Below are 26297 nucleotides of genomic sequence, written 5' to 3'. Positions count from 1 at the left end.
ACTCTCAAACGCGACCGCCACACGGCCCTCGCTGAGGCCGCTTGACACACAGAGGCACTCATCAGCGTCTCCAACGGCGCCTCTCGGGCCCGGTGGCACCACCCCCCAGGTCATGCGTTCGACAGGGGGGAACAGCCATGCCGGGCCCGAAGGCCAGCGGTCCTCTTGCAGGACCGCAAAAAAGATAACGGGGGTCGCCCCCGCCGCCCCTACCCATCCCATCCCTGCCTGGGGGCTCCGCCCCCAGACCCCCGGGTGAGTTCCTTGGCTGCGGGCCGGTGGGGGCTGGGCGCGCAGTTCCCCGCGCCCCTAAAAGCCTGCGCTCGTCCGGCGTCAGTGATTCGCGTGTTCCGCGTGCGGGGGGACGTGGGTCGCGACCAGGCGGCCCGGCGTGGGGGCGGGGACCTCGGCGCGGCGGCGGTCCACGGTGTACGCCGTCGCGGCGACCGCGAGGCCGAGGACGGCGAGCAGAGCCCCCGCCAGCGCGGGCGACGTCGTACCGAAGCCCGCGGCGAGCGCGATGCCGCCGATCCACGCACCGCCTGCGTTCGCGAGGTTGAACGCGGCCTGGTTGGCGGAGGACGCCAGGGACGGCGCGGCGGAGGCCTTCTCCATGACCATCAGTTGGAGGGGCGAGCCGGTGATGAAGGCGGCGGCGCCGAGAAGGGTGACCGCGACGGCCGCACTCCACTGGGCGCTCATGAGGACGGGGAAGAGGGCGAGGACCGTGACCAGCGAGGCGAGCCCGCCGAAGAGGGTGCCGCGCAGGGAGTGGTCCGCGAGGCGGCCGCCCACGAGGTTGCCGACCGTCGCTCCGACGCCGAACAGCGCGAGCAGCAGCGTGACGCTGGAGTCGGCGTACCCGGCGGAGTCCGTGAGCATCGGCGTGATGTAGCTGTACGCGGAGAAGAGGGCGCCGAAGCCCGCGACCGTCGTACCGAGGGCCAGCCAGACGGGGAGCGAACGCAGGGCGGCCAGTTCGCCGCGCAGGCCGCCCGTGGGGCCGTGCGTGTGGTCGCGCGGGATGAGGAACGCGAGCGAGGCTATCGCCGCCAGACCGATCGCGCTCACACCGAGGAAGGTGGCCCGCCAGCCGAAGTGCTGGCCGATGAAGGTGGCGACGGGGACGCCCGCGATGTTCGCGACGGTCAGGCCGAGGAACATCAGCGAGACGGAGCGCGCCTTGCGCTCGGGGGCGACGAGGTTGGTGGCGACGACGGCACCGACGCCGAAGAAGGCGCCGTGCGGCAGACCGCTGACGAAGCGGGCGGCGAGCAGCCAGTGGTAGTCGGGGGCGAAGGCGGAGAGCGCGTTGCCGGCAACGAAGAGCCCCATCAGGGCGATGAGGACCTTGCGGCGGGACATCCGGGCGGTGGCCGCGGCGAGCAGCGGGGCGCCGATCACCACGCCGAGGGCGTAGGCCGAGACGAGGTGTCCGGCGCTGGGGATGGATATGTGGAGGTCGTCCGCGACGTCGGGCAGCAGGCCCATCATCACGAACTCGGTGGTACCGATGCCGAAGGCGCCCACGGCTAGGGCGAGCAGGGCCAGAGGCATGAGGGGCCTTTCAGGGGAGCGGAGTGCAAAGAGGAGAACAGGACGGGCGGGGACGAGCCCGGGTTCGTGGGCGTGCGCCCCAGTGGCCTGGGGCGCATGAGCGCACGGACACGCCCGTGCACACCGGTGTGCACGGGCTCCGTAAGTTCACCTGTGGAACAAAGTCTGGCAGGCCCAGTATTCCAGGAGGTTAAGACCCGGTTGCCGTGAGCTTGACCCGGGCGGCGATCGGGAGGTGGTCGCTGCCGGTCCTGGGCAGGGTCCAGGAGGTCACCGGCTCGACGCCCTTGACCATGATCTGGTCGATCCGGGCCATCGGGAACGACGCGGGCCAGCTGAACCCGAAGCCGCTGCCCGCCGCGCCCTGGGTGGAGCGCATCTGCGAGGTGACGGCGTTCAGCGCGCGGTCGTTCATGGTGCCGTTGAGGTCGCCGAGCAGGACGACCTGCTGCAGCGACTCGTCGGCGATCGCCTCACCGAGCGCGTCGGCGCTCCGGTCGCGCTGGCGAGCGGTGAACCCGGCCTGCAGCTTCACCCGGACCGAGGGCAGATGGGCGACGTACACCGCGACCTGGCCGTTCGGGGTCGTCACCGTGGCGCGCATCGCGCGCGTCCAGCCGAGCTTGATGTCGACGGGCGCGGTGCCGGTCATCGGGTACTTGCTCCACAGCCCGACGGTGCCCTCCACGGAGTGGTACCTGTACGTCGGGGCGAGTGCCTTCTCGTACGTGGGGACGGCCGTGGCCTTCAGCTCCTCCAGGGCCACCACGTCGGCGCCGGACGCGGCCACGTCGCGGGCGGTACCGGAAGGGTCCGGGTTCTCCGCGTTGACGTTGTGCGTGGCGACGGTCAGGTCGCCACCGGCACCGGTCCGGTCGGTGAGCAGTCCGCCGAACAGGTTCAGCCAGACGATCGCGGGCAGCACGACGGCGATCAGGGCGCCCGCGGACTTCCGTACGAGGCCGAGGACCAGCAGGACGGGGATGAGGATGCCGAGCCACGGCAGGAACGTCTCGGTGAGACTGCCGAGGTTGCCGATCCTGTTGGGGATCTGCGCGTGCAGCAGCATCACCAGGGCGAGGATCAGGGCGAGCGCGGCCAGGACCAGTCCGCGGCGCCAGATGCCGCGGTCACCGCGCCAGGAGCCCAGCGAGCGCCGGAGCTTGTCCAGCAGGCGCCGAAGCCGGGGACCTCGACGCTCGGGTCCCGAGCCGCCGCTGCCCGTCTCCGTCACGTACGCCTGCGCCATACCTTCGCCTCACAACCTGCCGTGCACACCGTCAGCCCCTCGGCTACGACCCTAGGGGATGATCGGCGTCGATCTCGCCGTCCGGGGACGGCCGTACGGGCACGAGGACGAACAACTCGGCGTTCGGAGTTCCGAATACGGGGCGGAGCGCGGCCTCTGTGACGAAACGCGCACATTCGGCGCATCGGCCGAGAGGATGAATGCGAGGATGAATGAGAGGAACGAGAGGACGAACTAGGGGCGGTCGGGACGCAGTCCCGCGAGTACCGTGTCGACGATCTGTTCGGCCAGGTCCTCGGGGAGTTCGGCATCCGGGCGCATGACGGCTCGTACCAGCATGGGGCCGACGAAAAGGTCGTTGATGACCTCGATGTCCACGTCGTCGCGGAGCTCGCCGTCCCGCTGTCCGCGGCGCAGGACCTCGAAGGTGGTCAGGCGCCGCGGTTCGATGACGATCGCCTGGTAGGCGGCCCAGATCTTGGGGCTGGACTTGATCTGGGCGTAGACGTTGTGCAGGAGCGCCGAGGAGCGGCTGGCCAGGCCCCGCTGGCGCAGCGGCTCCAGAAGGGCTATCAGGTCGTCGCGCATCGAGGTGCCCGGGAGTTCGGTGTCCGGGGGTTCGGTGGCGCGCATGACGTCGACGAAGAGTTCCTCCTTGCCGCTCCAGCGGCGGTAGATGGTCGCCTTGCCGACGCCCGCGGTCCTGGCCAGGCGTTCGATGGAGATCTCCGCGAGGGGGACGCCGTCCTCCAGGAGTCTTATCGCGCCCTCGATGATGGAGCGCTCCACGGCCTCGCTGCGGGGCCGCCCCCGGGGGGACCCCTCTTGCCTGGCTGGGCTGTCCGCGAGGCTCACGTGTCGCTCCTTTCCTCGGTGGTGCTGGCGCAATTCTCCCTGCTGCGCCCTGTCAGTGCTCGGCGGCCACCAACTCCGTCTCCTCCTTGCCCTGTTGCGGGGTCGAACTGCGGCCCGGCAGGAACAGGGCCACGATCACGGCGCCGACCAGCGCGATGCCCGCACCGCACAGGGCGGTGACGTGCATGGCGTGCAGGAAGGCGTCGTTGGCCGGGGTGATGAGGGCGTCGCCCCGGGGGCCGAGCTTGGCGGCGACGCCGAGGGTGGCCTCGATGGACTCGCCCGCGGTGTGCCGCAGGCCGGCCGGGAGGAGGGTGAGCTTGTCCTCGATACCGTTGCGGTAGGCCGAGGACAGGACCGAGCCGAGGACCGCGATGCCGAGGGCGCCGCCGACCTGGCGGAAGACGTTGCTCAGGGCGGAGGCGGAGCCGGCCTTCTCGCGCGGCAGGGCCTGCATGATGACGACGCTGGTCGGGGTCATGATGTGCGCCATGCCGGTGCCCATGAGGAAGAAGATGACCTCGAGGAGCCAGATCGGCGTGTCCGCGTCCAGGGTCGCGAAGGCGCCGAGCATCGCGCCGAGCAGCAGCAGGCCCGCCGTGCACGTGGCCCGGTTGCCGAAGCGGTCGACGACGAGGCGGGCGCGCGGTGCGAAGAAGAGCTGGGCCGCGGCGAGCGGCAGCAGCAGCACGCCGGTCTTCAGCGGCGAGTAGCCCCGCACGCTCTGGGTGTAGAAGACGGAGAAGAAGGTCACGCCCATCATCGCGAAGAACACGAGCGCGATGGCGGTGATGGCGGCCGAGAAGACCTTGTTCTTGAAGTAGGAGATGTCGATGGACGGATGGTCGCTGCGCTTCTCGTAGACGACGAAGCAGACGATGACGGCGATTCCGGCGCCGATGGTCGCGAGGACCTTCGCGTCGGTGAAGGAGGCGAGCTGGCCGCCCTTGATGATGCCGTAGACGAGCAGGACGAGCCCTATGACCGACAGGACCACGCCGACGAGGTCGATGCGGCCGGGGCTCGGGTCGCGGGAGTCCGGGACCAGCCAGAACATCAGGCCGAGCGCGAGCAGCACGATCGGCACGTTGATCAGGAAGACCGAGCCCCACCAGAAGTGGGCGAGGAGCACGCCGCCGGTGATCGGGCCGATGGCGATCGCGATGCCGACACCGCCGGCCCAGATGCCGATGGCCTTGGGCTGCTCCTCACGCTCGAAGACGTTCATGAGGACGGCGAGGGTGGCGGGCATCACGAAGGCGGCGCCGAAGCCCATCAGCGCGCGGAAGACGATGAGCTGGACGGGCGAGCCGGCCTCCGCGGCCAGCGCGGAGCCGGTGCCGAAGACGGCGAGCCCGGCGAGCAGGACCTTCTTGCGGCCGAGCCGGTCGCCGAGGAGGCCCGCGGTGAACAGCAGCCCCGCGAAGACGAGCGTGTAGGCGTTGATGGCCCACTCCAGCTCGCTCTGGGTGGCGCCGAGTCCGGTGGGCGCCGGCGTCGAGATCGTCTTGATCGCGACGTTGAGGATGGAGTTGTCCAGCACCACTATCAACAGGCTGAGCATGAGCACGCCGAGAATGGCCCAGCGGCGCCGATGGACCGCTTCGGGCACGCGCCGTTCGACGTGGGCTGCGGGAGTTGTCATGGGCCGGAGCCTATCGATTTCCGATACGGGACCGTCTCGTATCGTAAATCCTTTACAGAGACCTTACGAAGAGATGGGTCTACGGTCCACCTGAGCCGCATGTCGCGGGTCCACCCGAGACGTACATCGCTCGCCCCGGTCTGGCCCCCGGTGGCACGAGGTGCCACCATGTAGGGGGTCCGGGGACGCCGTCAGGGCGCCTCGAGATGACAGAAGGAGCCGTTGCGATGACGCAGCTTTCGGCTGCCCCGAAGCAGCCCGCGGAGGGTGCGCGGGCGACCACCGACAGCAGCAAGGCGCTGTACGGAGGCAAGAGCACCCGCCGCATCACGGTCCGCGACATCACCACAGCCAAGGAGCGCGGCGAGAAGTGGCCGATGCTCACCGCCTACGACGCGATGACCGCGTCCGTCTTCGACGAGGCCGGCATCCCGGTCATGCTCGTCGGCGACTCGGCGGGCAACTGCCACCTGGGGTACGAGACGACCGTCCCCGTCACCCTCGACGAGATGACGATGCTGTCCGCCGCGGTCGTGCGCGGCACCAGCCGCGCCCTGATCGTCGGCGACCTGCCCTTCGGGTCGTACCAGGAGGGCCCCGTCCAGGCCCTGCGCTCCGCCACCCGTCTGGTCAAGGAGGCCGGGGTCGGCGCGGTGAAGCTGGAGGGCGGCGAGCGCTCGCACCGCCAGATCGAGCTGCTCGTGGAGTCCGGCATCCCCGTGATGGCGCACATCGGCCTGACCCCGCAGTCCGTGAACTCCATGGGCTACCGCGTCCAGGGCCGCGGCGAGGAGGCGGCCCAGCAGTTGCTGCGCGACGCCAAGGCGGTCCAGGACGCGGGCGCGTTCGCGGTCGTCCTGGAGCTGGTCCCGGCGGAGCTCGCCGCCGAGGTCACGCGCACCCTGCACATTCCGACCGTCGGCATCGGCGCGGGTCCGGAGACCGACGCGCAGGTCCTGGTGTGGACCGACATGCTCGGCCTCACCGGCGGCAAGGTGCCGAAGTTCGTGAAGAAGTACGCCGATCTGCGCGAGGTCATGGGCAACGCGGTGCGCGCGTTCGCGGACGACGTCGTCAGCGGAACGTTCCCTCTTGAGGAGCACTCGGTCCACTGAGCGCCTGGACCTGAGGCTCATAAAACACCTGAGGCCTACTGAGCCACTGCGGCACCAAGACAGCCCGCCGATTTCCCCCGTCGGCGGGCTGTTGCCGTGCGCGAAGCGCACACACCACGCTGATACGCGCGAACGTCTGTCGGCGATATATCGGCGAGCGTACGGCGCTGTAGGCGAGCTGTAGGTGGTTTGTCGGTGGGCGCTGGCACCTTGATGGGCATGACGCGAATCGACAAGAACCCCGACAGCGGCGCCCGCAGCGCCGTCTCCGTGCGGGGGCTGGTCAAGCACTACGGCGAGACCAAGGCTCTGGACGGCGTGGACCTGGACGTCCGCGAGGGAACCGTCCTCGGGGTGCTCGGTCCCAACGGTGCCGGCAAGACCACCCTCGTCCGTATCCTGTCCACCCTCATCACCCCCGACGCCGGCCGGGCCACCGTCGCCGGCTACGACGTGCTCACGCAGCCCCGCCAGCTGCGCCGCGTGATAGGCCTGACCGGTCAGTACGCCTCGGTCGACGAGAAGCTCCCCGGCTGGGAGAACCTGTACATGATCGGGCGCCTGCTCGACCTGCCCCGCAAGGACGCCCGCCGGCGCGCCGACGAACTCCTGGAGCGCTTCTCGCTCACCGAGGCGGCCAAGCGCCCGGCGTCGACGTACTCAGGCGGTATGCGCCGCCGTCTCGACCTCGCCGCCTCCATGATCGGCCACCCGTCCGTCCTCTATCTGGACGAGCCGACCACCGGGCTCGACCCGCGCACCCGCAACGAGGTGTGGAAGGAGGTCAAGCGGATGGTCGCGGACGGCGCCACCGTGCTGCTCACCACCCAGTACATGGAGGAGGCCGAGCAGCTGGCCTCCGAGCTGACGGTCATCGACCGCGGCAAGGTCATCGCCAGCGGCCGGATCGACGAGCTGAAGGCCCGGGTCGGCGGCCGCACGCTGCGCATCCGCCCGGTGGACCCGCTGGAGCTGCGCCCGCTGGCCTCGCTCTTCGACGAGCTGGGGCTCACCGGTCTCGCCGCCTCGGTCGTGGACACCGAGACCGGCACCGTGCTGGTCCCGATCCTCAGCGACGAACAGCTCACCGCCGTGGTCGGCGCGGTCACCGCGCGCGGCATCACGATCGGCTCCATCTCCACCGAACTGCCCAGTCTGGACGAGGTGTTCCTGTCCCTCACCGGCCACAAGGCCAGTGCCCCGCAGGACGAGACCCCCGCCCGTGTCTACGAGGAGGTCTCCGCATGAGTACCGCCGTTGTCGAAGCCCCCCTCGCCGCGCAGGGCGACCCCCGTATCTCGCCCCGCGCGCACGCGCGCCACATCGGTGCGCTCGTCCGCCGCAACCTGCTGTGGATCCGCCAGGACCCGGAGTCGATGTTCGACGCCGTCCTGATGCCGGTCATCTTCACCCTGCTGTTCGTGTACGTCTTCGGCGGCTCCATCGGGCAGGCGCTGGGCGGCGGACAGGACGCGTACGTCCAGTACGTGGTGCCCGGTCTGATGGCCATGACGGCGATGAACATCGCCACAGCCGTCGGCACCGGCTTCAACGAGGACTTCCAGAAGGGAGTGATGGACCGCTTCCGCACCCTGCCGATCGGCCAGGGCTCGGTGCTCTTCGCCAAGATCGTGGTGGAGCTGATGCGGATGTTCGTCGCGACGACGATCCTCGTGATCGTCGGCGTGCTGGTCGGCTTCGACATCACGAACTGGCCGGGTCTGTTCGCCTCCGTGGGGCTCTCCATCCTCTTCGGCTCGTCCCTGATGTGGATCTTCCTGGTCCTCGGGGTGACGATGAAGAACGCGCAGTCCGTGCAGGCGATGGGCTTCCTGGTGCTGATGCCCCTGCAGTTCGGCTCGTCCATCTACTCGCCGACCGGAACCATGCCCGGCTGGCTGCAGGCCTTCACCGACTACAACCCGCTGTCCGCGCTCGCGGACACCACACGCGGCCTGATGGTGGGCGGACCGGTCACGCACAACCTGATGGTGACCCTCGCCTGGACGGCAGGACTCACCTTGGTCATGGCGCCGATCGCGATCCACAAGTTCCGCACCAAGAGCTGACGTTGGCGCACGGGACCACGCAAACCCCGGTCCGCGTCACCCCCGGTCCGCGTCACACGAGGGCGGCGGCCTCCTCCAGGGAGAGCCCGCCGCCCTCGGCGTACGCGGCCTCGTACGTCGCGTCGTCCAGCACGGCGCGTACGTCGGCCTCCGCCTGTGCGCGCACCTGGTCCTCCATCGGGCCCACGAAGTGGCCGGGCGGCAGCATATGGTCGGCGGCCCCGAGCAGCACGGCCGCGTCGCGGACGCGGCGGCCGCCGTCCAGGCCGGTGAGGGCGATGGCGGCGGTGGTCAGATGCGCGGAGGGCATGTGCGGGGCGATGATCTGTGACAACGGGTCTCCCGCCCGCGCCAGCGCCTGCCGCACCTTCTCCAGGGCGGACTCGTACAGCCCCTCGAGCGCGTCCAGCCAGGCCTCGACGCCCACCACGAAGCCGTCGAAGACCACGAAGGTGACCGCTTCGAAGTTCTCGCGCAGTACCCGCATGTGTTCGCGTGCCTCGGCGACCCGGCCGCTGCGGGCCAGCCACATCGCCAGGAACAGCCGGGAGGCGGGCATGGCCTCGTTGTAGGCGCCGTCGCCGCGCTCCAGGACCTCCAGCAGCAACCGCTCGCCGCGTTCGGTGTCGCCTGACTCGATGAGCACACCGCCGAGCCGGGTGCTCAGGACGGCCGTCTGGGCGTGCGCGCCGAGCCCTTCGGCGTGGGTCATGGCCTCCGTGTAGTCCGCGGCGGCGAGCGTGAACTCGCCCTGGCGCTCGTGGGCCTCACCGCGTGCGGAGAGCGCCTCGGCTGCGCCCCAGGCGTCCCCGAGCCGGGTGAAGAGTTCCAGTGCCTCGTCGGCGTCCCGGGTCGCGTCGCCCGCCCAGGTGGCCCGGTTGGCGAGGATGTTGGCACGCATCTGGAGGGCGACGGCGAGTTCCCACTCGTAGCCGAGTTCGCGGCAGGTCTGGACGGTCGCGTCGATGACGGAGCGCATCCGCTCGATGGCGCCGGTCAGGATCACGGCGTAGAACCAGAGGTTGCCGGGGCTGCGGCAGGTCTGCGGCTGGCCCGGGCGGTAGGTCTCGCTGATGACGTGCAGTTTCCGCTTGGCTTGCGGGGAGTCCCAGGTCGCCATGTCCATGTCCATACAGGAGAGATCGACGAGGTGGACACCCCGGCGGGCCTCTTCGAGGACCTCGGGGCGCATCGGCGGCGGGGTGTCGGTGCAGCCCTCCAGCAGCGGGGCGGCCGGCCGCACGGGCTCGGCGAAGGGGTCCGGGCCGAGGGCCATGACCTCGCGGGACCAGTGGCGGGCCATCTGCCGCAGATCGCGCATCTGCCAGTACCAGGCCAGGGAGAGGACCAGGCAGAGCGCCTCCTGCTCGTCGCGGGCGGCGACGGCGTGCTGGAGGGCGGCGCGGATGTTCTCCGACTCGGTCTCCAGCCGTGCGATGGCGGCGCGCTGGCCCGGGCCGCGCAGCCGGGGGTCGGTGGTGCGGGCCACTTCGCGGTAGTGCGTGAGGTGGGCGCGCTCGGCGGCGGGGCGCTGCCCCGACTCGTCGAGCCGCTCGCCCGCGTACTCGCCGACGGTCTCCAGGAGCCGGTAGCGCATCTCGCCGTCCCCCCAGGGGGCGGCCACGACGAGGGACTTGTCGACGAGCGAGCCGAGCGCTTCCAGGGCGGCCGGTCCGCAGACGGCCTCGGCGGCGGCGAGGTCGCAGCCGCCCGCGAAGACGGACAGCCGCCGCAGCACGTCCCGTTCGTGCTCGTCGAGGAGGTCCCAGGACCAGTCGACGACGGCGCGCAGGGTCTGCTGGCGTGGCAGGACGGTACGGCTGCCGGAGGTCAGCAGGCGGAACCGGTCGTCGAGCCGGTCGGCGATCTGCCGCGGGGTGAGCATCCGCAGCCGGGCGGCGGCGAGTTCGATGGCGAGGGGCAGTCCGTCGAGGCGGCGGCAGATCTCGGCGGTGGCCGCGGGGTCGTCCTCGACCCGGAATCCCGGGCGGGCGGCGGCCCCCCGGTCGGCCAGCAGCCGCAGCGCGAACGGCTCCGGCAGCGGCTCCACGGGGCGCAGCAACTCCCCCGGTACGCCGAGGGGTTCGCGACTGGTGGCCAGCACCGTCAGACCCGGGCACCGCTCGAGCAGCTCCTCGACGAGACGCGCGGCGGCGTCCACGACGTGCTCGCAGTTGTCGAGGACGATCAGCATGCGGCGCTTGGCGCAGTGCTCGGCGAGCCGATGGAGGTCGTCGTGCCGGTCGGCGGCGGCCCGCATCTCCTCGGCACCGGCGCCGCGCAGCACGGTCTCGCGGGCTCCGACGGCGGTGAGCACGGCCTCGGGCACGGCGGTCGGGTCGTCGACCGGCGCGAGCTCGGCCAGCCACACCCCGTCCGGCGCGCTGTCCGCCACGCTCTCCGCCGCCTCCTGGGACAGCCGCGTCTTGCCGGCCCCACCGGGCCCGAGCAGCGTCACGAGCCGGGCCGCCGCCAGATCCTCCCGGATCGTTTCGATGTCCGCCGCCCGCCCGACGAAGGAGGTGAGCCGGGCGCGGAGGTTGCCGGGGGGCGGGGATGCAGGGCGGCCACGCCCGGCCGGTGCGGTCCGGCTCTCGGTCCGGCTCTCGGTCCGGTCCGCGGAGCGGGGTCGCGGGCGCTGGGCGTGCGCCCTGCCGCCGTCGTCGGCCGGGCGGAGCAACTCCTCGTGCAGGGCGCGCAGTTCGGGGCCGGGGTCGGAGCCGAGTCGGTCGGCCAGCAGCCCCCGTACGGACTCGTAGGCGGCGAGGGCCTCGGCGGGCCGGCCGGCGTCGCGCAGGGCGCGCAGCCGCAGGACGTGCAGGGGCTCGTCCAGGGGGTGGAGGTCGCACAGGGCGGTGAGCTCGGGCAGGGACTGTTCGGCGTGGCCGAGGGCGAGGGCCGCCGCGAACCGGGCGCGCCGTACGTCGAGACGGCGGGTCTCCCAGCGGGCCGACTCGGCGGCCCGGTCCGGGAGGTCCGCGAGGGCCGGCCCGCGCCACAGGGCGAGGGCGTCGTCGAGGGCCTCGGCCGCCTTCGTGGGGTCGCCGTCGGCGAGCGCGCGTACGCCCTCCCCCGCGAGCCGCTCGAAACGGTGCAGGTCGACGTCGTCGGCGCCCGCGGCCAGCAGGTATCCGCCGTCCCCGGAGTCCACCGCCTGCGGCCCGAGCGCCCTGCGCAGCCGTCCCACCAGGGCCTGGAGCGCGCCCGGTGCGTCGGCGGGCGGATCGCCGTCCCACACCTCGTCCACCAGAACGGCCGCGGGCACGGTCCGTCCGGGCCGCAGCGCGAGCACGGTCAGGAGGGCGCGCAGCCGCGCCCCACCGAGCACGACGGGCGTGCCGTCGGGGCGGAGTGCCTGGGTGGTGCCGAGGATGCGGTAGCGCACGGGGTCCATTGTCTCCGGTGGCATGGGGGGCCATTGTCTCCGGTGGCCTGACTGTCTCAGGCCCCCACCCTCTCCGGAACCAATGCCCGATCGCGAGACGTTTTCCCCGCGAGCCCGGTACGGTCGGGCAGGCCAAGCACCATGCGTACCAGTCCGAGGAGCCCCATGACCACCGCCGCTTCCCGTCGCAGCAGCGACCGGAGGATCAGCCCCGTCTTCGTCGGGATCGTGGCCGTGATGGCGGTGACCGGGTGGGCGACATGGACCGGGTTCGCCGAGCAGCCCGGTGTGGCCGTGTTCCTCTTCGTGACGGCCGCCTGGATCGTATCCCTGTGCCTGCACGAGTACGCGCACGCGCGCACCGCCCTGCACAGCGGCGACATCTCGATCGGCGCGAAGGGCTATCTGACGCTCAACCCACTGAAGTACACGCATGCGCTGCTGAGCATCGTGCTGCCGGTGATCTTCGTGATCATGGGCGGGATCGGTCTGCCGGGCGGGGCGGTCTTCATCGAGCGGAACAGGATCCAGGGCCGCTGGAAGCACAGTCTGATCTCGGCGGCGGGTCCGCTGACGAACGTGCTGTTCGCCGTCGTGTGCACGGCGCCGTTCTGGCTGCACGCCCTGGACGGCGTGCCGCGGGACTTCCAGTTCGCGCTGGCGTTCCTCGCGCTGCTCCAGGTCACGGCCGCGCTGCTGAACTTCCTGCCGGTCCCGGGCCTGGACGGCTACGGCGTGATCGAGCCCTGGCTGTCGTACAACGTCAAGCGCCAGGTGGAGCCGTTCGCCCCGTTCGGTCTGCTGTTCGTGTTCGCGGTGCTGTGGATCCCGTCGGTGAACACGGCTTTCTTCGACGTGATCCACTCGATCCTGGACAGCCTGGGGATCAACGAGATCCAGACGTACTGCGGTCAGGAGTTCTACCGCTTCTGGCAGGGCACCAACGAGTTCTGCTCGGTCAGCTGACGGACCTGTCGCGCCGCGCGTAGTACCAGGTCATGTTGGACGACAGTCCTGCCAGCAACACCCACACGATCCCCAGCCAACTGCCCTGGACGAAGGAGACGACGGCCGCGGCGACGGAGAGGACGCAGACGGCGAGGGCGTAGAGGGCGAGTCGCCGGGTTGGGTCGGGTGGGGGCGAGAGGGGCATGGGGGTCGGCTCCTGTCGGGACGGGTTCGGACGAGGTCGTACGAGATCTACGAGGTCGTACGGCGTCCAGTGTCCCTCATGTCCCCCATGCCCGTACGCCCGCTATACGTCCGTCACCCGGAGGCCGGCGTGGGCCTTGTAGCGGCGGTTCACGGAGATCAGGTTCGCGACCAGTGCCTCGACCTGGTGGGCGTTGCGCAGCCGGCCGGAGAAGACACCGCGCATGCCGGGGATGCGGCCGGCCAGCGCCTGCACGATCTCGATGTCCGCGCGCTCCTCGCCGAGGACCATCACGTCGGTGTCGATCTCGTCGACCTCCGGGTCCTGGAGAAGGACGGCCGACAGGTGGTGGAAGGCGGCCGCGACCCGGGAGTCCGGCAGCAGGGCGGCGGCCTGCTCGGCGGCGCTGCCCTCCTCCGGCTTCAGGGCGTAGGCGCCCTTCTTGTCGAAGCCGAGCGGGTTGACACAGTCGACGACGAGCTTGCCCGCCAGCTCCTCGCGCAGCGATTCCAGAGTCTTGCCGTGCCCCTCCCACGGTACGGCGACGATCACGATGTCGCTGCGCCGCGCGCACTCGGCGTTGTCGGCGCCCTCGACACCGTGGCCCAGCTCCTCGGCGGCGCTCTGCGCGCGTTCCGCGGCACGCGAGCCGATGATCACCTTCTGGCCGACCCTGGCGAGCCGGTAGGCCAGGCCCTTGCCCTGGGGGCCGGTGCCGCCGAGCACGCCGACGACGAGCCCGGACACGTCGGGAAGGTCCCAGGGGTCCTTCGCGGGGGCCTTCTGTGCACTGTCAGTAGAGGTCATGGGCCGACTTTACGTGGCGCGGTTCCCGCCTCGGGGGCTTCGGTCGCTCAGGTGAGAGCCGTCACGGGGATTCGGCGGAAGGTGATCGTCTCGTACGGCCCGAAGTCGCCCGTCTCGTAGAGGAGCCCCACGGTCGCCCCGTCGACGCGGACGAGGTCGGAGTAGGCGGCGGGCAGTCCGTCGACCGTGTGCGCGGGCCGCCAGGTGGTGCCGCCGTCGGCGGAGGCCCGGACGGTCATGAGGGCGCGGGCGGCGGGGTCGGCGGGCCCCGAGTACAGCAGCAGGTCGGGGTCGCGGAGCTGGAGCAGGCTGCCCTGGACGACGGGGGTGACCAGGCCCGCCTGCGGCCGGAAGGGTTTGACCAGGGTCCTGCCGCCGTCCGTGGAGTGGGCGTCCGCGCGGTTGCCGGGGGACGGGGCGGGCGGGCGGGAACTACCCGTGTCGTTACGGGTGTTGAAGTAGACGCGCCCGTCGGGGAGTTCGGCGGCGGTCGTCTCATTGGCGTTGACGTATCTGTCGGTGTTCTCATCGACGTACCCGAGGGACCAGGTCTCGCCGCGGTCGTCGCTGAGCAGGCAGTGGCCGCTGTTGTACTTCGCCTCGGTGCCGGTGTCCGTACCGGTGGGCGGCAGGGTGTGGTTGCCGGGGACGACGACCCTGCCGGTGCCGAGCTGGACGGCGTGCCCGGGCGTGGTCGCGTACCACCGCCACTCCGCCTTCTTCACCTGCCCGGTGATCTCCTTCGGGGCGGACCAGGTGACGCCGTCGTCGTCGCTGTGCTGCACCCAGACGCGGCGCCCGTCGGCGGGCTTCACCCTGCCGCGCAGGATGGCGTCCTCGGTCGCGCCGGCGGCGGCGCGGACGTGCACGAGCAGGATCCGGCCGGTGTCGAGGACCACGGGGGCGGGGTTGCCCGCGAGGTCGCTCCCGTTCCGGGCGACGGCCTGGAGCGGGCCCCAGGTGCGGCCGCCGTCCGTCGACCGCTTCAGGACGATGTCGATGTGGCCGTGGTCGGCGGCGGAGCCGACCCGGCCCTCGCAGAAGGCGAGCAGGGTGGGTGTACGGGTGGTGACGACAGCGGGGATGCGGAAGCTCGCGTAGCCTTCGCGGCCCGCGTGGAAGGGGATGCTGGTGACCGCGGTTGTTGCCGTGGTGGTTCCGGTTGTTTCCGTCATGCGCCGGGATCTGCCCCACTTGGGCGAATTCATGGTGAACTCCGCCTGATCAGTTGTCGATTGCGGCAGGATGCGTGCGCATGGATGCCGTACGGGTCGCGTTGCTGCGCGAAGTCCTCGCCGGGACCGAGTGGTTGGGTGCCACGCGGCGGTTCGCGGAGGGCCTGCGGGGGTCCGTGGTGTCGTACGGGGGCGGGCTGCTCCTCGTGGGCACGGCGGAGTACGAGCCGTGGCACCTGGCCGCACATCTGGTGGACGAGGCGGCCTGGTCGGGGACGCCGGAGCTGTCGCCGACGCTGGTGCGGCACGGGGCGCGGGCCTCGGACCCGGCCCATCTCGCCGTGGGCCTCGGCCGTATCGAGGCGGCGCGGCGGGGCGAGACGCTGCTCGTGGTGTCGCCCGCCGAACCCGGGGCGCCGCTCCTGGAGCGGGTCCACGACGCGCGGCGGGCCGGGGCGACCGTGCTCGCGCTCGACGCCGGTGACCGGGAGCTGGGGGCGATGGCGCACGAGTCGCTGACCGTGCCGCCGGATCAGGAACTCGACCTCGACACCGTGCAGCACCTCGTCAGCGCGGCGGCCGGGGAGAACTCCCTGCCCTCACCGCGGGGGCGGCGCCGGTTCCGCGACCGGCTCTCCCGCCTCGCGGACCAGCTGACGGCTCCGCCCGCGGCGCGGTGGTAGACCGCGGCGGGCGGTGAGCTGACGGGAAGGACGAGGGCGGCCGACGAGCCCGACGGGCGGCGGCAGGACACGGCGGGCGGGGGGCGCCAGCAGGACACAGTGTGCGGCTGGGCGGCTGAAAAGCAGTTGCCGCCGTGGTGGGCGGCCGCTCAGCATGAGCCGTCGTGACCGACGACGCCCCCGTGTCCCCCGCCGCGCTGCCCGCGCACGCCGAACCCGCCGGTGCCGGTGTCGATGCCGGTGCCGGTGCGCGACTGCGGTCGCTGTTGCCCGATCTCGCGCCCTGGCGGGCGTCGGCCGACTTCCGGCGGCTGTGGCTGGCCGGGCTGATCACCAACTTCGGCAGCTTCCTGACCTTCGTCGCGCTGCCGGTGCAGATGAAGGTGCTGACCGGGTCTGCGGTGGCCGTGGGGGCGATCGGGGCCGTGGAACTCGTACCGCTGATCGTGTTCGGGCTGTACGGCGGGGCACTCGCCGACGCCCTCGACAAACGGAAGCTGATCCTCTACACGGAGGCCGGGCAGGGGCTGCTGTGCGGCGGACTGCTCGTCAACGCGCTGATGCCGCGTCCGGCGGTGTGGCCGCTGTACGTGGTCGCCGCGCTGTCCTCCGCGCTCGGGTCGGTGCAGCGGCCCGCGCTCGACTCGCTCGTCCCCCGGATCGTGGCGCACGAGCACCTGCCCGCCGCGGCCTCCCTCAACTCCCTGCGCTGGTCGGTCGGCGGCGTCGCGGGGCCGGCGCTCGCGGGCGTCGTGGTGGCGTACGCCGGGCTCGGCTGGGCGTACGCCGTGGACCTGGGGACCTTCGTGGTGTCGGTCGTACTGATCGTCGGACTCGCCGCGTCACCGGCCGCGCACGAGGCCGCCAAGCCGTCGCTCGCCTCCATCGCCCAGGGCGCGCGGTACGCGTGGAACCGCAAGGAACTCCTCGGCACGTACGTGATCGACCTGGCCGCGATGTTCTTCGCGATGCCGCTCGCGGTGCTGCCGTTCCTCGCCGACGAGCTCCACGCCGCGTGGTCGCTCGGGCTGATGTATGCCGCGCTGCCCGCCGGGGCGATGCTGGTGACGCTGACCAGCGGGTGGACCTCGCGGGTGCACCGGCACGGGCGGATGGTGGCGTTCGCGGCGGCGTGCTGGGGGCTTGCGATGGTGGGGGCGGGTGCGGTGCACAACGTGTGGCTGGTGCTGCTCCTCCTGGTCCTCGGCGGCTGTTGCGACATGGTGAGCGGGATCTTCCGGGGCGCGATGTGGAACCAGACGATTCCGGACGAGCTACGGGGGCGACTCGCCGGGATCGAGCTGCTCTCGTACTCCGTCGGGCCCCAGCTGGGGCAGGTACGGGCGGGCGGGATGGCGGCCTGGACGGGGGTACGGGCGTCGATCTGGGCCGGGGGTGCGATCTGCGTGGGAGCGGTGGGGGTGTTGGCGTGCTGCCTGCCGCAGCTGATGAGGTACGACGTACGGACGAATGACCACGCGGTACGGATGCGCTCCGCTCGGGGTGAGGCGATGCTCTCCCACCCGCACCACCCGTGACGGTCGCTCGGGTGGTGCGGGTCGCCCACGGGGGCCGGCAACCGTCGGCGCCCGCGCGCCACCACACGGCTCAGCGCCCTCACGCCGCCCCGGCATCCCGGTGGCTGAGCACCTGGCGCCTCGGTGCCCAGCGGCTCGGTGGCCGGTGTCGCGGGTCTTGTCAGTCGTCTTCTGGGGCCGGGCCCGTTGCGTCGTGCCACTTGGGGTCCGTTTCCCACTCGAGGTTGCGCTCCTGGGCGGTCTCCATCGCGTGTTCGGCCTCCTCACGGCTGGTGTACGGGCCGAAGCGGTCCTTCGCGGGGCACTCGGGACCCTCTTCCACCTTCTGGTGGACGAGGCAGTAGTACCACTCGCCCGGCTTCCCTACGGTCCGCTTCTTGAAGAGGGCCATGACCTGCTCCTTTCGCCACGGACATAGTGCCCCCATGCCCGCTGGTTAGACTCCCTGGCATGTCTGGCCAGTCGCTGCTCGTACCAGGAGAGCTCTCTCCCACCCGTCCCGTTCCGGGAAACATCAGGCGCCCCGAGTACGTGGGCAAGCCCGCCCCCACGCCGTACACCGGTCCGGAGGTACAGACCCCCGAGACCATCGAGGCGATGCGGATCGCCGGGCGGATCGCCGCGCAGGCGATGGCCGAGGCGGCGAAGCTCATCGCGCCGGGCGTGACGACGGACGAGCTGGACCGGGTCGCGCACGCGTACATGTGCGACCACGGCGCCTATCCGTCCACCCTCGGTTACCGCGGTTTCCCCAAGTCCCTGTGCACCTCGGTCAACGAGGTCATCTGCCACGGCATCCCCGACTCCACGGTGCTGCGGGACGGCGACATCATCAACCTCGACGTGACGGCGTACATCGGTGGCGTCCACGGCGACAACAACGCGACGTACCTGGTCGGGGACGTGGACGACGAGTCGAGGCTGCTCGTCGAGCGGACCCGTGAATCCCTCGACCGCGCGATCAAGGCGGTCAAGCCGGGCCGCCAGATCAACGTCATCGGGCGCGTGATCGAGTCGTACGCCAAGCGGTTCGGATACGGGGTCGTGCGGGACTTCACGGGGCACGGGATCAACTCCTCGTTCCACTCAGGACTGATCATCCCGCACTACGACAGTCCACACGCGACGACCGTCATCCAGCCCGGGATGACCTTCACGATCGAGCCGATGCTCACGCTCGGTACGCACGACTACGACATGTGGGACGACGGGTGGACCGTCGTGACGAAGGACCGCAGGCGGACGGCGCAGTTCGAGCACACGCTGGTCGTCACGGAGAGCGGTACGGAGATCCTCACGCTGCCGTAGCCGCGTGCGCACAGCTCGTACCCGTGGTTCATCGCCCGCCCTGGTCACAGGGCGGGCATTTTTGTCGCCCGGCGGGGTACGTTTTTACCGACAGGATGTCGGGAACCTATCGAGAACCCATTGACTTAGGTAAGCCTAACCATACAAGATTCTGACTGGTTCTCGTCCTCTTCGGCACCGGAGGTCCCATGAATACGGCGTTCTCGACGCTGATCCGCACCGCGTCGCACGAGCAGCACATGGAGGCCGAGACCTCGACGTTCATGAGCGACCTGCTCGGCGGCAGGCTCGGTGTCGAGGCGTACGCGCGCTACACCGAGCAGTTGTGGTTCGTGTACGAGGCGCTGGAGGCGGGCGCCGAGCGGTTGGCGTCCGATCCGGTGGCCGGGCCGTTCGTCCGGCCGGAGTTGCTGCGTCGCGGTGCGCTGGAGCGTGACCTCACGCATCTGCGGGGTGCGCACTGGCGGGCGACGCTCAGCGCGCTGCCCGCCACCGAGGCGTACGCGGCGCGGGTCGCGGAGTGTGCGCGTGAGTGGCCCGGCGGGTACGTCGCCCACCACTACACCCGCTACCTCGGCGACCTCTCCGGCGGTCAGATCATCCGGGGCAAGGCGGAACAGACCTGGGGCTTCGCTCGGAAGGGTGACGGCGTCCGCTTCTATGTCTTCGAGGACATCGGGAATCCGGCCGCGTTCAAGCGGGGGTATCGCGAGTTGCTGGACGGGGTGCGGGCGGACGAGTTGGAGCGGCAGCGGATCGTTGCCGAGTGCAGGCAGGCGTTCGCCCTCAACACGGCGGTCTTCCACGCCCTGGGCGAGGAGTTCCCCCTCACCGCCTGACCCGACCCCCGGACGACTTCACCCATCCGTACTTGGGGGCTCCGCCCCCAAACCCCCGATCGGCCTGAACGGCCTCGTCCTCAAACGCCGGACGGGCTGAAAACGAGGGCGAGCCGAGGCTTTCAGGGGCGCGGGGAACTGCGCGACCAGCCCCCACCCGGCCGCAGCCAAAGGACTTCGGGCGAGCCGGGGACGCGGGGCGAAGCCCCCGCCTCAGGGGCGCGGGGAACTGCGCGGCCCGCCCCCACCGGCCCGCAGCCGACCAAATCCGGGAGGGCGGGGGACGCGGGGGCGAAGCCCCCCTTAGGGGCGCGGGGAACTGCGCGACCAGCCCCCACCGGGCCGCAGCCGACAACCGCACCGGGGGGACGTTCAGGCTCGGAGCAGGCGTACGCGGCCCCCCACCTCCACCCACCCACCCGGCTGCGGCGCAGTAAGGATCTGGGAGCCGGTGCCCTGGACGATGTTCAGGGCCCGGCCCAGCCGGTCGGTGAGCAGCAGCGCCGCCGCCCCCGTCGCCTCGTCCTCCACGATGCCGTCGTCCCGTCCGGGAAATCCTCGGGCCCGCACGCGCCCGGCCGACTCGTCCTCCCAGGCCCAGGCGTACACCCACTCCCCCGGCTCCGGCACGGCCAGCGCGTCGACCTCGTCGGCGGACCCGCACTGCCGCAACGTACGCCCCGGCGCCCACTCCGCCCGCGCCTCGATCCAGCTGAACTCCCCGTCCAGCCGCACCCCCACCACCCCGGCGGGCGTGACCAGTTCGGGTACGTCGAGCAGCCACCCCACCCCGACACAGGGATGCCCGGCGAACGGCAACCGCAGGGTCGGGGTGTAGATGTCGACGACCCCGCGCTCGGGGTCGTCGACGAACACGGTCTCGCTGAAACCGAGCTTCGCGGCGAACGCCTGCCGCTCCCCCGGATCCGGCATCACCGAACCCTCGCGCACCACACCGAGCTCGTTGCCGTGTTCACCACCGGGCCCGCAGAAGACGCGCAGTACGTCGAAATCAGTCACCCGCGCATTCAAACATCACCCGTGCCCACTCGTTTACGCCGTGCGCCGCCTGCGCACCGCGACCACCACACCCGCGCCCGCCGCGACCGTCACCGCGGCCGCCGCACCGAGCGCGCCGAGCGGTACCTCCGAGCCGGTGGAGGCGAGTGCCCCGCTCACACCGCCCGTGGTGGATCCGGTCGCCCCCGTGCCGCCCGTGGTGCCCGAGGAGGAGGAAGAGGACGGGTCCGAACCGTTGTTGTCCGATGCGCCGTCATCGCCCGGCAGTTGGGCGTCCTCGCTCACCGCCAGCGACAGATTCACCGGGTCCAGCCCGGTGCCGGCCGGGTAGAAGCCGCCGAACGCCTCCGCCCCCGCCTTGGTCAGGGTGGCGGTGACATCGTAGAAGGCGATCACGTCGTCCCGCACGGTCAGCTCGGTGGAGTCGGCCTTGAGGTCGGCGAGGACCACGTCCTCGGACTTCTCGCCGAGGCTGTCGACGTCGGCGGTCAGTTCGCCGGAGCCGCCGTCGAGCTCCGCCTTGAGGTCGCTGAGGGTGAGGTCGAGGCCGTAACTGCCGTTGTCCTCATGGCCCTTGAAGTTCACCGCGCCCGCGAAGGAGGCGGAGAGGGTGTCGGCGTCGGTGTCATAGGTGCCGGAGGCGTCCGGGAAGGTGAAGGCGCCGTTGCCGGTGGCCTGGGTCGCGCCGCCGGACGCGTCGGTCCCAACGGGGCGGGTAAGTCCACGCTGCTGGGAGCCCTGGCCGCCGATCTGCGCGCCGCCGAGGGAGTGGTACGGATCCACGGTCGCCCCGCCCCTCAGTGGTCCGTGCCCGAACTCGCCCTGCGCCGGGCCGTGCTCCCCCAGTCGGCCACGCTCTCCTTCCCGTTCACGGTCGAGGAGGTCGTACGGATGGGCCGGGCGCCCTGGGCGGGCACGAGCCGGGAGGACGACGACGTGGCCGTCGCCGAAGCCATGGCGGCCACGGAGGTCACCGGGTTCGCGCCGCGTCCCTTCTCCGCGCTCAGCGGGGGTGAGCGGGCGCGGGTCGCGTTCGCCCGGGTGCTCGCCCAGCGCGCTCCTCTGCTGCTGCTCGACGAGCCGACCGCCGCCCTCGACCTCAGGCACCAGGAGTTGGTGCTGCGGGTGTGCCGGGCAAGGGCGCACGCCGGTGACGCGGTGGTCGTGGTGTTGCACGATCTGGGGCTCGCGGCCGCGTACGCGCACCGGGTGGCGATTCTGTGCGCCGGTCGTGTCGCCGCCGAGGGACCGCCGGCCGAGGTTTTCACGGGCGAGTTGCTGACTGAGGTCTATCGCCAGCCCGTTGAAGTGTTTCCGCACCCCCGGACGGGTGCCGTCCTGGTGACTCCCGAACGGGGCGCCGCGACCACCGAACGAGACGCTTGACCATCACTTGACCTTCCCATGGGGTCCAGTTTGAGCCACCGTGATCAGGCCGTGTCTGTGTGTCAACTGTGAGAGCTGAATCACCGTAGGGGTGGGTAGGAGTGAGGTAAGCCTCAGGTAAGTTAGGCCAGCCTCACCATGCCAGCGGGGACCTTCCGCCTGGTTTGTCCGTCGTTCTCTTGGAGCCTGAATGCGAGCCGTCCGACTCTCAGTTGTCACCGCCGCCGCGACCGCGGCCGCTCTGGCCGCCGTCACGGGCTGCACCGAGAAGAGCGACGCCGGGTCCGGTGACGCGATCCAGGTGACCGCCGCCGACTCCAAGTGCGAGACCTCCTCGAAGTCCGTCCCGGCCGGCCAGGTCACCCTGAACATCGAGAACAAGGGCTCGAAGGCCACCGAGGTCGAGATCCTCTTCCCGGACGACCGGATCGTCTCCGAGAAGGAGAACATCGGCCCGGGCACCAAGTACACGCTGACCGCCGAGGTCAAGGCCGGTTCGTACGAGATAGCCTGCCGCCCCGGCATGAAGGGCCTCGGCGTCCGCCAGAAGCTCGCCGTGACCGGTGGCACGGTCGCCAAGCGCGACCCGCGCCTCGACAAGGCCGTGGCCGCCTACCGCGAGTACGCGCAGGAGCAGGCCGACGCGACGATCCCGAAGGTGGAGACGTTCGCCAACGCCATCAAGGCGGGCGACATCGAGGCCGCCAAGCAGGCCTACGCCCCCTCCCGCTTCGGCTGGGAGAGCACCGAGCCGATCGCCGAGTCCTTCGGGGACATCGACCCCAAGACCGACACCCGCGTCAACGACCTGGAGAAGGGCCAGAAGTGGACCGGCTGGCACGCGCTGGAGAAGGCCCTCTGGGTGGACAAGAAGGTCGGCGCCGAGCAGAAGACCCTCGCCGATGAGCTGGTCACCGACCTGAAGGACTGGCAGAAGCGGGTCGGCAAGGCCGAGATCACCCCGACCTCCATGGCCAACGGCGCCAAGGAACTCCTCGACGAGGTCGCCACCGGCAAGGTCACCGGCGAGGAGGACCGCTACTCGCACACCGACCTCAGCGACTTCAAGGGCAACGTCGAGGGCGCGCAGAAGTCGTACGAGCTGCTCAAGCCGGTCGCACAGCAGAACGACAAGGCGCTGACCACGGAGCTCGACAAGCAGTTCACGGCGCTGAACACGCTGCTCGAGAAGTACCGCACGGACAAGACCTCTGATGGCTTCGTGTCGTACGACAAGGTCACGAAGGACCAGCGCAAGGAGCTCTCGGACGCGGTCAACGCGCTCGCCGAGCCGCTGTCCAAGCTCGCCGCGGTCGTTGTGAAGTAGGCGGAACACACCATGACGAACGACACCACACAAGCAGCGGGTGGACCTTCGCCCTCCCGGCGTTCGCTGATCGGCTGGGGCGGTGCCGGGCTCGCGCTCGGGGCCGCCGCGGCCGGCGGCGCGGTGGCGATGACCCGTACCGGCAACGACGTGGACCCGGCGGGTGCCGAGACCGGCGCCGCGGTCGCCTTCCACGGCGCGCACCAGGCGGGCATCGCGACGCCGGTGCAGGACCGGCTGCACTTCGCCTCGTTCGACGTGAAGACGGACGACCGCGCCGAGTTCGTCCAGATGCTGAAGGACTGGACGGCCGCCGCGCGCCGGATGACCGCGGGGCACGCGGTCGGTGAGGGCGCGTACGGCGGACTGGCCGAGGCACCGCCGGACGACACCGGCGAGGCCCTGGGCCTCAAGCCGTCCCGGCTGACGCTGACCATCGGTTTCGGGCCCTCGCTGTTCGAGAAGTACGGCGAGAAGTTCGGGCTGACGGGGCAGCGGCCGGAGGCCCTCGTCGACCTGCCGCCGTTCCCCGGTGACAACCTGGAGAAGACGCGCAGCGACGGCGACCTGTGCGTGCAGGCCTGCGCGGACGACCCGCAGGTCGCGGTGCACGCGATCCGCAACCTGGCCCGGATCGGCTTCGGCAAGGTCGCCGTCCGCTGGTCGCAGCTCGGCTTCGGCAAGACCTCCTCGACGACCCCCGACGCCCAGACCCCCCGCAACCTCATGGGGTTCAAGGACGGCACCCGCAACATCGCGGGCACCGAGCCGGACCGGCTGAAGAAGTACGTGTGGGTGGGCGAGGGCGAGGGTCCCGCCTGGATGACCGGCGGCTCGTACCTCGTGGCGCGCCGCATCCGGATGAACATCGAGACCTGGGACCGGACCTCGCTGCAGGAGCAGGAGGACGTCTTCGGCCGGGACAAGGGCGAGGGCGCGCCGGTCGGCAAGGCCAAGGAGCGCGACGAGCCGTTCCTGAAGGCGATGAAGCCCGACGCGCACGTACGGCTCGCGCATCCCGACTCCAACGACGGCGTCACCCTGCTGCGCCGCGGTTACTCCTTCACGGACGGCACGGACGGCCTCGGCAGGCTGGAGGCCGGGCTGTTCTTCCTCGCCTACCAGCGTGACGTACGCAAGGGGTTCATCCCGGTGCAGCGCAGCCTCGCGCGCTCCGACGCGCTCAACGAGTACATCCAGCACGTGAGTTCGGCGGTCTTCGCCGTCCCGCCCGGCGTCCTCGACAAGGACGACTGGTGGGGGCGCGCGCTGTTCTCCAAGGAGGCGTAGTCGGTGTTCGGCAACTATCTGATCGGCCTGCGCGAGGGGCTGGAAGCCAGTCTCGTCGTCTGCATCCTCATCGCCTACCTGGTGAAGACCGACCGCAGGGACGCCCTGAAGCCCATCTGGCTGGGCATCGGCGTCGCGATCGCGATCGCGCTCGGCTTCGGCTGCGCGCTCGAGTTCGGCTCCCAGGAGCTGACGTTCGAGGCGCAGGAGGCGCTCGGCGGTTCGCTGTCGATCGTCGCGGTCGGCCTGGTGACGTGGATGGTCTTCTGGATGCGGCGCACCGCCCGGCATCTGAAGTCCGAACTGCACGGCAAGCTGGACGCGGCGCTGGCGATGGGCACGGGCGCGCTGGTCGCGACCGCGTTCCTGGCCGTCGGCCGGGAGGGTCTGGAGACGGCGCTGTTCGTGTGGGCGTCGGTGCACGCGGCGAGCGACGGCACCCCGCGCCCGCTGATCGGTGTCGCCCTGGGCCTGGCCACCGCGGTCCTCCTCGGCTGGCTCTTCTACCGGGGCGCCCTGAAGATCAACCTCGCGAAGTTCTTCACCTGGACCGGCGGCATGCTGGTCGTGGTCGCGGCGGGTGTGCTCGCGTACGGCGTCCACGACCTGCAGGAGGCCGACTGGATCCCGGGGCTGCGGAATCTCGCCTTCGACATCAGCGGCACGATCCCGCCGGACAGCTGGTACGGCACGCTCCTCAAGGGCGTGTTGAACTTCCAGCCCGACCCGACGGTCCTTCAGGTCACGGTGTGGGCGCTGTACCTGGTCCCGACACTCGCGATCTTCCTCGCCCCGGTAGGGTTCGCCTCCGGGAAGGGGAAGGTGAAGGTACCTGATGAGCAGGGATCGCGCGGGTCGCAGCCCACGAAGGCTTCGTAGTCTCAACCGGTTCGTCCTGACAACGGGGGCGGTGGCCGTTCTGTCCTTGACGGCGAGCGGCTGCGTGGTGGTGCACGGGGAGCGGGAGGTCGTACCGACGGCGACCCGGACCGAGGCCACCCGTGCGCTCAAGGACTTCACCGCCGCCTACAACAAGGCGGACAAGGCCAACGACCGCTCCCTGGACGCGGACCGCGTCACCGGCGCCCTGAGCGCCATCGACGGGGCGAAGCTGACGGCCGGGCAGAAGAACAATCCGGGCGGCAACCCGTCCTATTCGCCGCTGTCGCTGACGGACGCGAAGTTCTCGATACCGGCCAAGGCGGGCTGGCCGCGCTGGTTCGTGGCCGACGCCGCGGCCAACAAGGGCGTGGCGGGCTACCGTTGGTTGCTCGTCTTCACCCGGGGCAGCGCGAACGACGTGTGGCAGGCCTCGTATCTGACCGTCCTCGCCGCCGCCGACGTACCGAAGTTCCAGCAGGACAAGGACGGTTGGGCGCAGCCCGTCACCGGGGACGACACGGCTCTCGCCGTCGAGCCGAACAGGCTGAGCCAGTCGTACACCACGTATCTGAAGAGCGGCGGCGACACCTTCGCACCGGGCCTGCACACCTCGCAGTGGCGGACCCAGCGCGCCAAGAACGCCACCAAGCCCGGTCTCGCCCGGCAGTACCTCGACGAGCCGCTGGCCTCCGGCGACTACGCCCCGGTGGGGCTGCGCACCGCGGACGGCGGCGCGCTGGTCTTCTTCACCACCCGCCGCTTCGAGAAGCAGACCGCCGCGCAGGGCACCGAGATCCCGGCCCCCAGCGCGGACGTCAAGGCCCTGACCACCGGTGACATCAAGCAGTCCCTCACCCTGGAGTTCGTCTCCAACCAGGCGGTCCTGGACCCCGGGAAGAGCGCGCAGAAGCAACAGGTGGCGGTGCTGGGGCGGATCGAGGGGCTGACGGGGGCGAAGGGCGGATAGCCGGGGGCTCGGCCGGTGCCGGTGAGGCCGGTGCCGGTGGGCCAGTT

At 71.0% G+C, this 26297-nt stretch carries 23 protein-coding genes and 1 pseudogene; 13 read left to right on the top strand and 11 right to left on the bottom strand.

Annotation, left to right across the window (positions count from 1 at the left end; genetic code table 11):
• Positions 1–333: 333 nt before the first annotated feature.
• The 4 genes from ACZ7M3_RS16230 to ACZ7M3_RS16215 form a co-directional block, all read right to left on the bottom strand.
• Positions 334–1557 carry an MFS transporter gene (locus tag ACZ7M3_RS16230; RefSeq protein WP_472063869.1) on the bottom strand — a complete coding sequence of 408 codons (1224 nt, stop codon included), beginning with the start codon at positions 1555–1557 and terminating at the stop codon, positions 334–336.
• 190 nt (positions 1558–1747) lie between these two features.
• Complete coding sequence (locus tag ACZ7M3_RS16225; protein WP_472063867.1) at positions 1748–2806, bottom strand: endonuclease/exonuclease/phosphatase family protein; 1059 nt, start codon at positions 2804–2806, stop codon at positions 1748–1750.
• A gap of 234 nt (positions 2807–3040) precedes the next feature.
• Entirely contained in the window at positions 3041–3661 is a 621-nt protein-coding gene (locus tag ACZ7M3_RS16220) for a TetR/AcrR family transcriptional regulator (RefSeq protein ID WP_319743597.1), read from the bottom strand.
• A gap of 52 nt (positions 3662–3713) precedes the next feature.
• Positions 3714–5306 (bottom strand): MFS transporter, encoded by a 1593-nt coding sequence (locus ACZ7M3_RS16215; RefSeq protein ID WP_095855024.1) that lies wholly within the window; start codon positions 5304–5306, stop codon positions 3714–3716.
• A 227-nt stretch (positions 5307–5533) separates the two neighbouring features.
• Between ACZ7M3_RS16215 and panB the strand changes: the two genes are divergently transcribed.
• The 3 genes from panB to ACZ7M3_RS16200 all read left to right on the top strand — a co-directional run bounded on the left by panB (position 5534) and on the right by ACZ7M3_RS16200 (position 8490).
• Positions 5534–6421, top strand: a complete 888-nt coding sequence (gene panB, locus ACZ7M3_RS16210) for a 3-methyl-2-oxobutanoate hydroxymethyltransferase (protein ID WP_472063865.1) — start codon at positions 5534–5536, stop codon at positions 6419–6421.
• A gap of 219 nt (positions 6422–6640) precedes the next feature.
• A complete protein-coding gene (locus tag ACZ7M3_RS16205) occupies positions 6641–7669 on the top strand; it encodes an ATP-binding cassette domain-containing protein (protein ID WP_351536121.1) in 1029 nt (342 codons plus the stop codon).
• On the top strand, positions 7666–8490 hold the full coding sequence (locus ACZ7M3_RS16200; RefSeq protein WP_472063863.1) for an ABC transporter permease: 825 nt from the start codon (positions 7666–7668) through the stop codon (positions 8488–8490). The genes ACZ7M3_RS16205 and ACZ7M3_RS16200 overlap by 4 nt, the downstream gene beginning before the upstream one ends.
• A gap of 52 nt (positions 8491–8542) precedes the next feature.
• Here the strand turns inward: ACZ7M3_RS16200 and ACZ7M3_RS16195 are convergent, their stop codons facing one another.
• Positions 8543–11884, bottom strand: coding sequence for an AfsR/SARP family transcriptional regulator (locus ACZ7M3_RS16195; protein ID WP_472063908.1), 3342 nt, complete (start codon positions 11882–11884; stop codon positions 8543–8545).
• A gap of 156 nt (positions 11885–12040) precedes the next feature.
• On the opposite strand from ACZ7M3_RS16195, the gene ACZ7M3_RS16190 reads away from it, so the two are divergent.
• On the top strand, positions 12041–12841 hold the full coding sequence (locus ACZ7M3_RS16190; protein WP_095855019.1) for a site-2 protease family protein: 801 nt from the start codon (positions 12041–12043) through the stop codon (positions 12839–12841).
• On the opposite strand, the gene ACZ7M3_RS16185 is transcribed toward ACZ7M3_RS16190, so the two are convergent.
• From ACZ7M3_RS16185 to ACZ7M3_RS16175, 3 genes are all read right to left on the bottom strand, one after another.
• Entirely contained in the window at positions 12834–13028 is a 195-nt protein-coding gene (locus ACZ7M3_RS16185; RefSeq protein ID WP_355308520.1) for a hypothetical protein, read from the bottom strand. The genes ACZ7M3_RS16190 and ACZ7M3_RS16185 overlap by 8 nt on opposite strands.
• A 102-nt stretch (positions 13029–13130) precedes the next feature.
• Complete coding sequence (npdG, locus tag ACZ7M3_RS16180) at positions 13131–13835, bottom strand: NADPH-dependent F420 reductase (protein WP_472063861.1); 705 nt, start codon at positions 13833–13835, stop codon at positions 13131–13133.
• A gap of 47 nt (positions 13836–13882) precedes the next feature.
• Complete coding sequence (locus tag ACZ7M3_RS16175) at positions 13883–15010, bottom strand: sialidase family protein (RefSeq protein WP_472063859.1); 1128 nt, start codon at positions 15008–15010, stop codon at positions 13883–13885.
• An 80-nt stretch (positions 15011–15090) separates the two neighbouring features.
• Here ACZ7M3_RS16175 and ACZ7M3_RS16170 point away from each other — a divergent pair, with 80 nt between their 5' ends.
• Complete coding sequence (locus ACZ7M3_RS16170; RefSeq protein WP_472063857.1) at positions 15091–15693, top strand: hypothetical protein; 603 nt, start codon at positions 15091–15093, stop codon at positions 15691–15693.
• Between the two features lie 197 nt (positions 15694–15890).
• Entirely contained in the window at positions 15891–17231 is a 1341-nt protein-coding gene (locus tag ACZ7M3_RS16165; RefSeq protein ID WP_472063906.1) for an MFS transporter, read from the top strand.
• Between the two features lie 160 nt (positions 17232–17391).
• On the opposite strand, the gene ACZ7M3_RS16160 is transcribed toward ACZ7M3_RS16165, so the two are convergent.
• The gene (locus tag ACZ7M3_RS16160; RefSeq protein ID WP_351312400.1) at positions 17392–17622 is read right to left on the bottom strand and encodes a hypothetical protein; all 231 of its coding nucleotides are present in this window, start codon (positions 17620–17622) and stop codon (positions 17392–17394) included.
• Positions 17623–17681: 59 nt separating this feature from the next.
• Here ACZ7M3_RS16160 and map point away from each other — a divergent pair, with 59 nt between their 5' ends.
• Positions 17682–18539: a type I methionyl aminopeptidase gene (map, locus tag ACZ7M3_RS16155; protein WP_054230856.1), complete on the top strand. Its 858-nt coding sequence runs from the start codon at positions 17682–17684 to the stop codon at positions 18537–18539.
• A 188-nt stretch (positions 18540–18727) separates the two neighbouring features.
• A complete protein-coding gene (locus tag ACZ7M3_RS16150; RefSeq protein WP_472063855.1) occupies positions 18728–19378 on the top strand; it encodes a biliverdin-producing heme oxygenase in 651 nt (216 codons plus the stop codon).
• Between the two features lie 372 nt (positions 19379–19750).
• Here the strand turns inward: ACZ7M3_RS16150 and ACZ7M3_RS16145 are convergent, their stop codons facing one another.
• Positions 19751–20398 carry a PhzF family phenazine biosynthesis protein gene (locus ACZ7M3_RS16145; protein WP_472063853.1) on the bottom strand — a complete coding sequence of 216 codons (648 nt, stop codon included), beginning with the start codon at positions 20396–20398 and terminating at the stop codon, positions 19751–19753.
• 33 nt (positions 20399–20431) lie between these two features.
• Positions 20432–21040 (bottom strand): annotated as a pseudogene (locus ACZ7M3_RS16140) (HtaA domain-containing protein); the annotation flags it as partial.
• Between ACZ7M3_RS16140 and ACZ7M3_RS16135 the strand changes: the two are divergent.
• The 5 genes from ACZ7M3_RS16135 (at position 20966) to ACZ7M3_RS16115 (ending at position 26250) form a co-directional block, all read left to right on the top strand.
• Positions 20966–21784: a heme ABC transporter ATP-binding protein gene (locus ACZ7M3_RS16135; RefSeq protein WP_472063851.1), complete on the top strand. Its 819-nt coding sequence runs from the start codon at positions 20966–20968 to the stop codon at positions 21782–21784. The pseudogene ACZ7M3_RS16140 and the gene ACZ7M3_RS16135 sit on opposite strands and share 75 nt — an antisense overlap.
• Before the next feature lie 190 nt (positions 21785–21974).
• Positions 21975–23111 carry an iron uptake system protein EfeO gene (gene efeO / locus ACZ7M3_RS16130; protein ID WP_472063849.1) on the top strand — a complete coding sequence of 379 codons (1137 nt, stop codon included), beginning with the start codon at positions 21975–21977 and terminating at the stop codon, positions 23109–23111.
• Positions 23112–23123: 12 nt separating this feature from the next.
• Positions 23124–24401, top strand: coding sequence for an iron uptake transporter deferrochelatase/peroxidase subunit (gene efeB / locus ACZ7M3_RS16125; RefSeq protein ID WP_472063847.1), 1278 nt, complete (start codon positions 23124–23126; stop codon positions 24399–24401).
• A 3-nt stretch (positions 24402–24404) separates the two neighbouring features.
• Positions 24405–25280, top strand: coding sequence for an iron uptake transporter permease EfeU (efeU, locus tag ACZ7M3_RS16120; RefSeq protein ID WP_472063845.1), 876 nt, complete (start codon positions 24405–24407; stop codon positions 25278–25280).
• Positions 25237–26250, top strand: a complete 1014-nt coding sequence (locus tag ACZ7M3_RS16115) for an SCO2278 family lipoprotein (RefSeq protein ID WP_472063843.1) — start codon at positions 25237–25239, stop codon at positions 26248–26250. The genes efeU and ACZ7M3_RS16115 overlap by 44 nt, the downstream gene beginning before the upstream one ends.
• Positions 26251–26297: the final 47 nt, after the last annotated feature.

The organism is Streptomyces sp. NPDC111656 (genome assembly GCF_055656965.1).
Note: the sequence above shows the minus strand (reverse complement) of the source record. Positions and strands in the feature narration are given on the sequence as shown.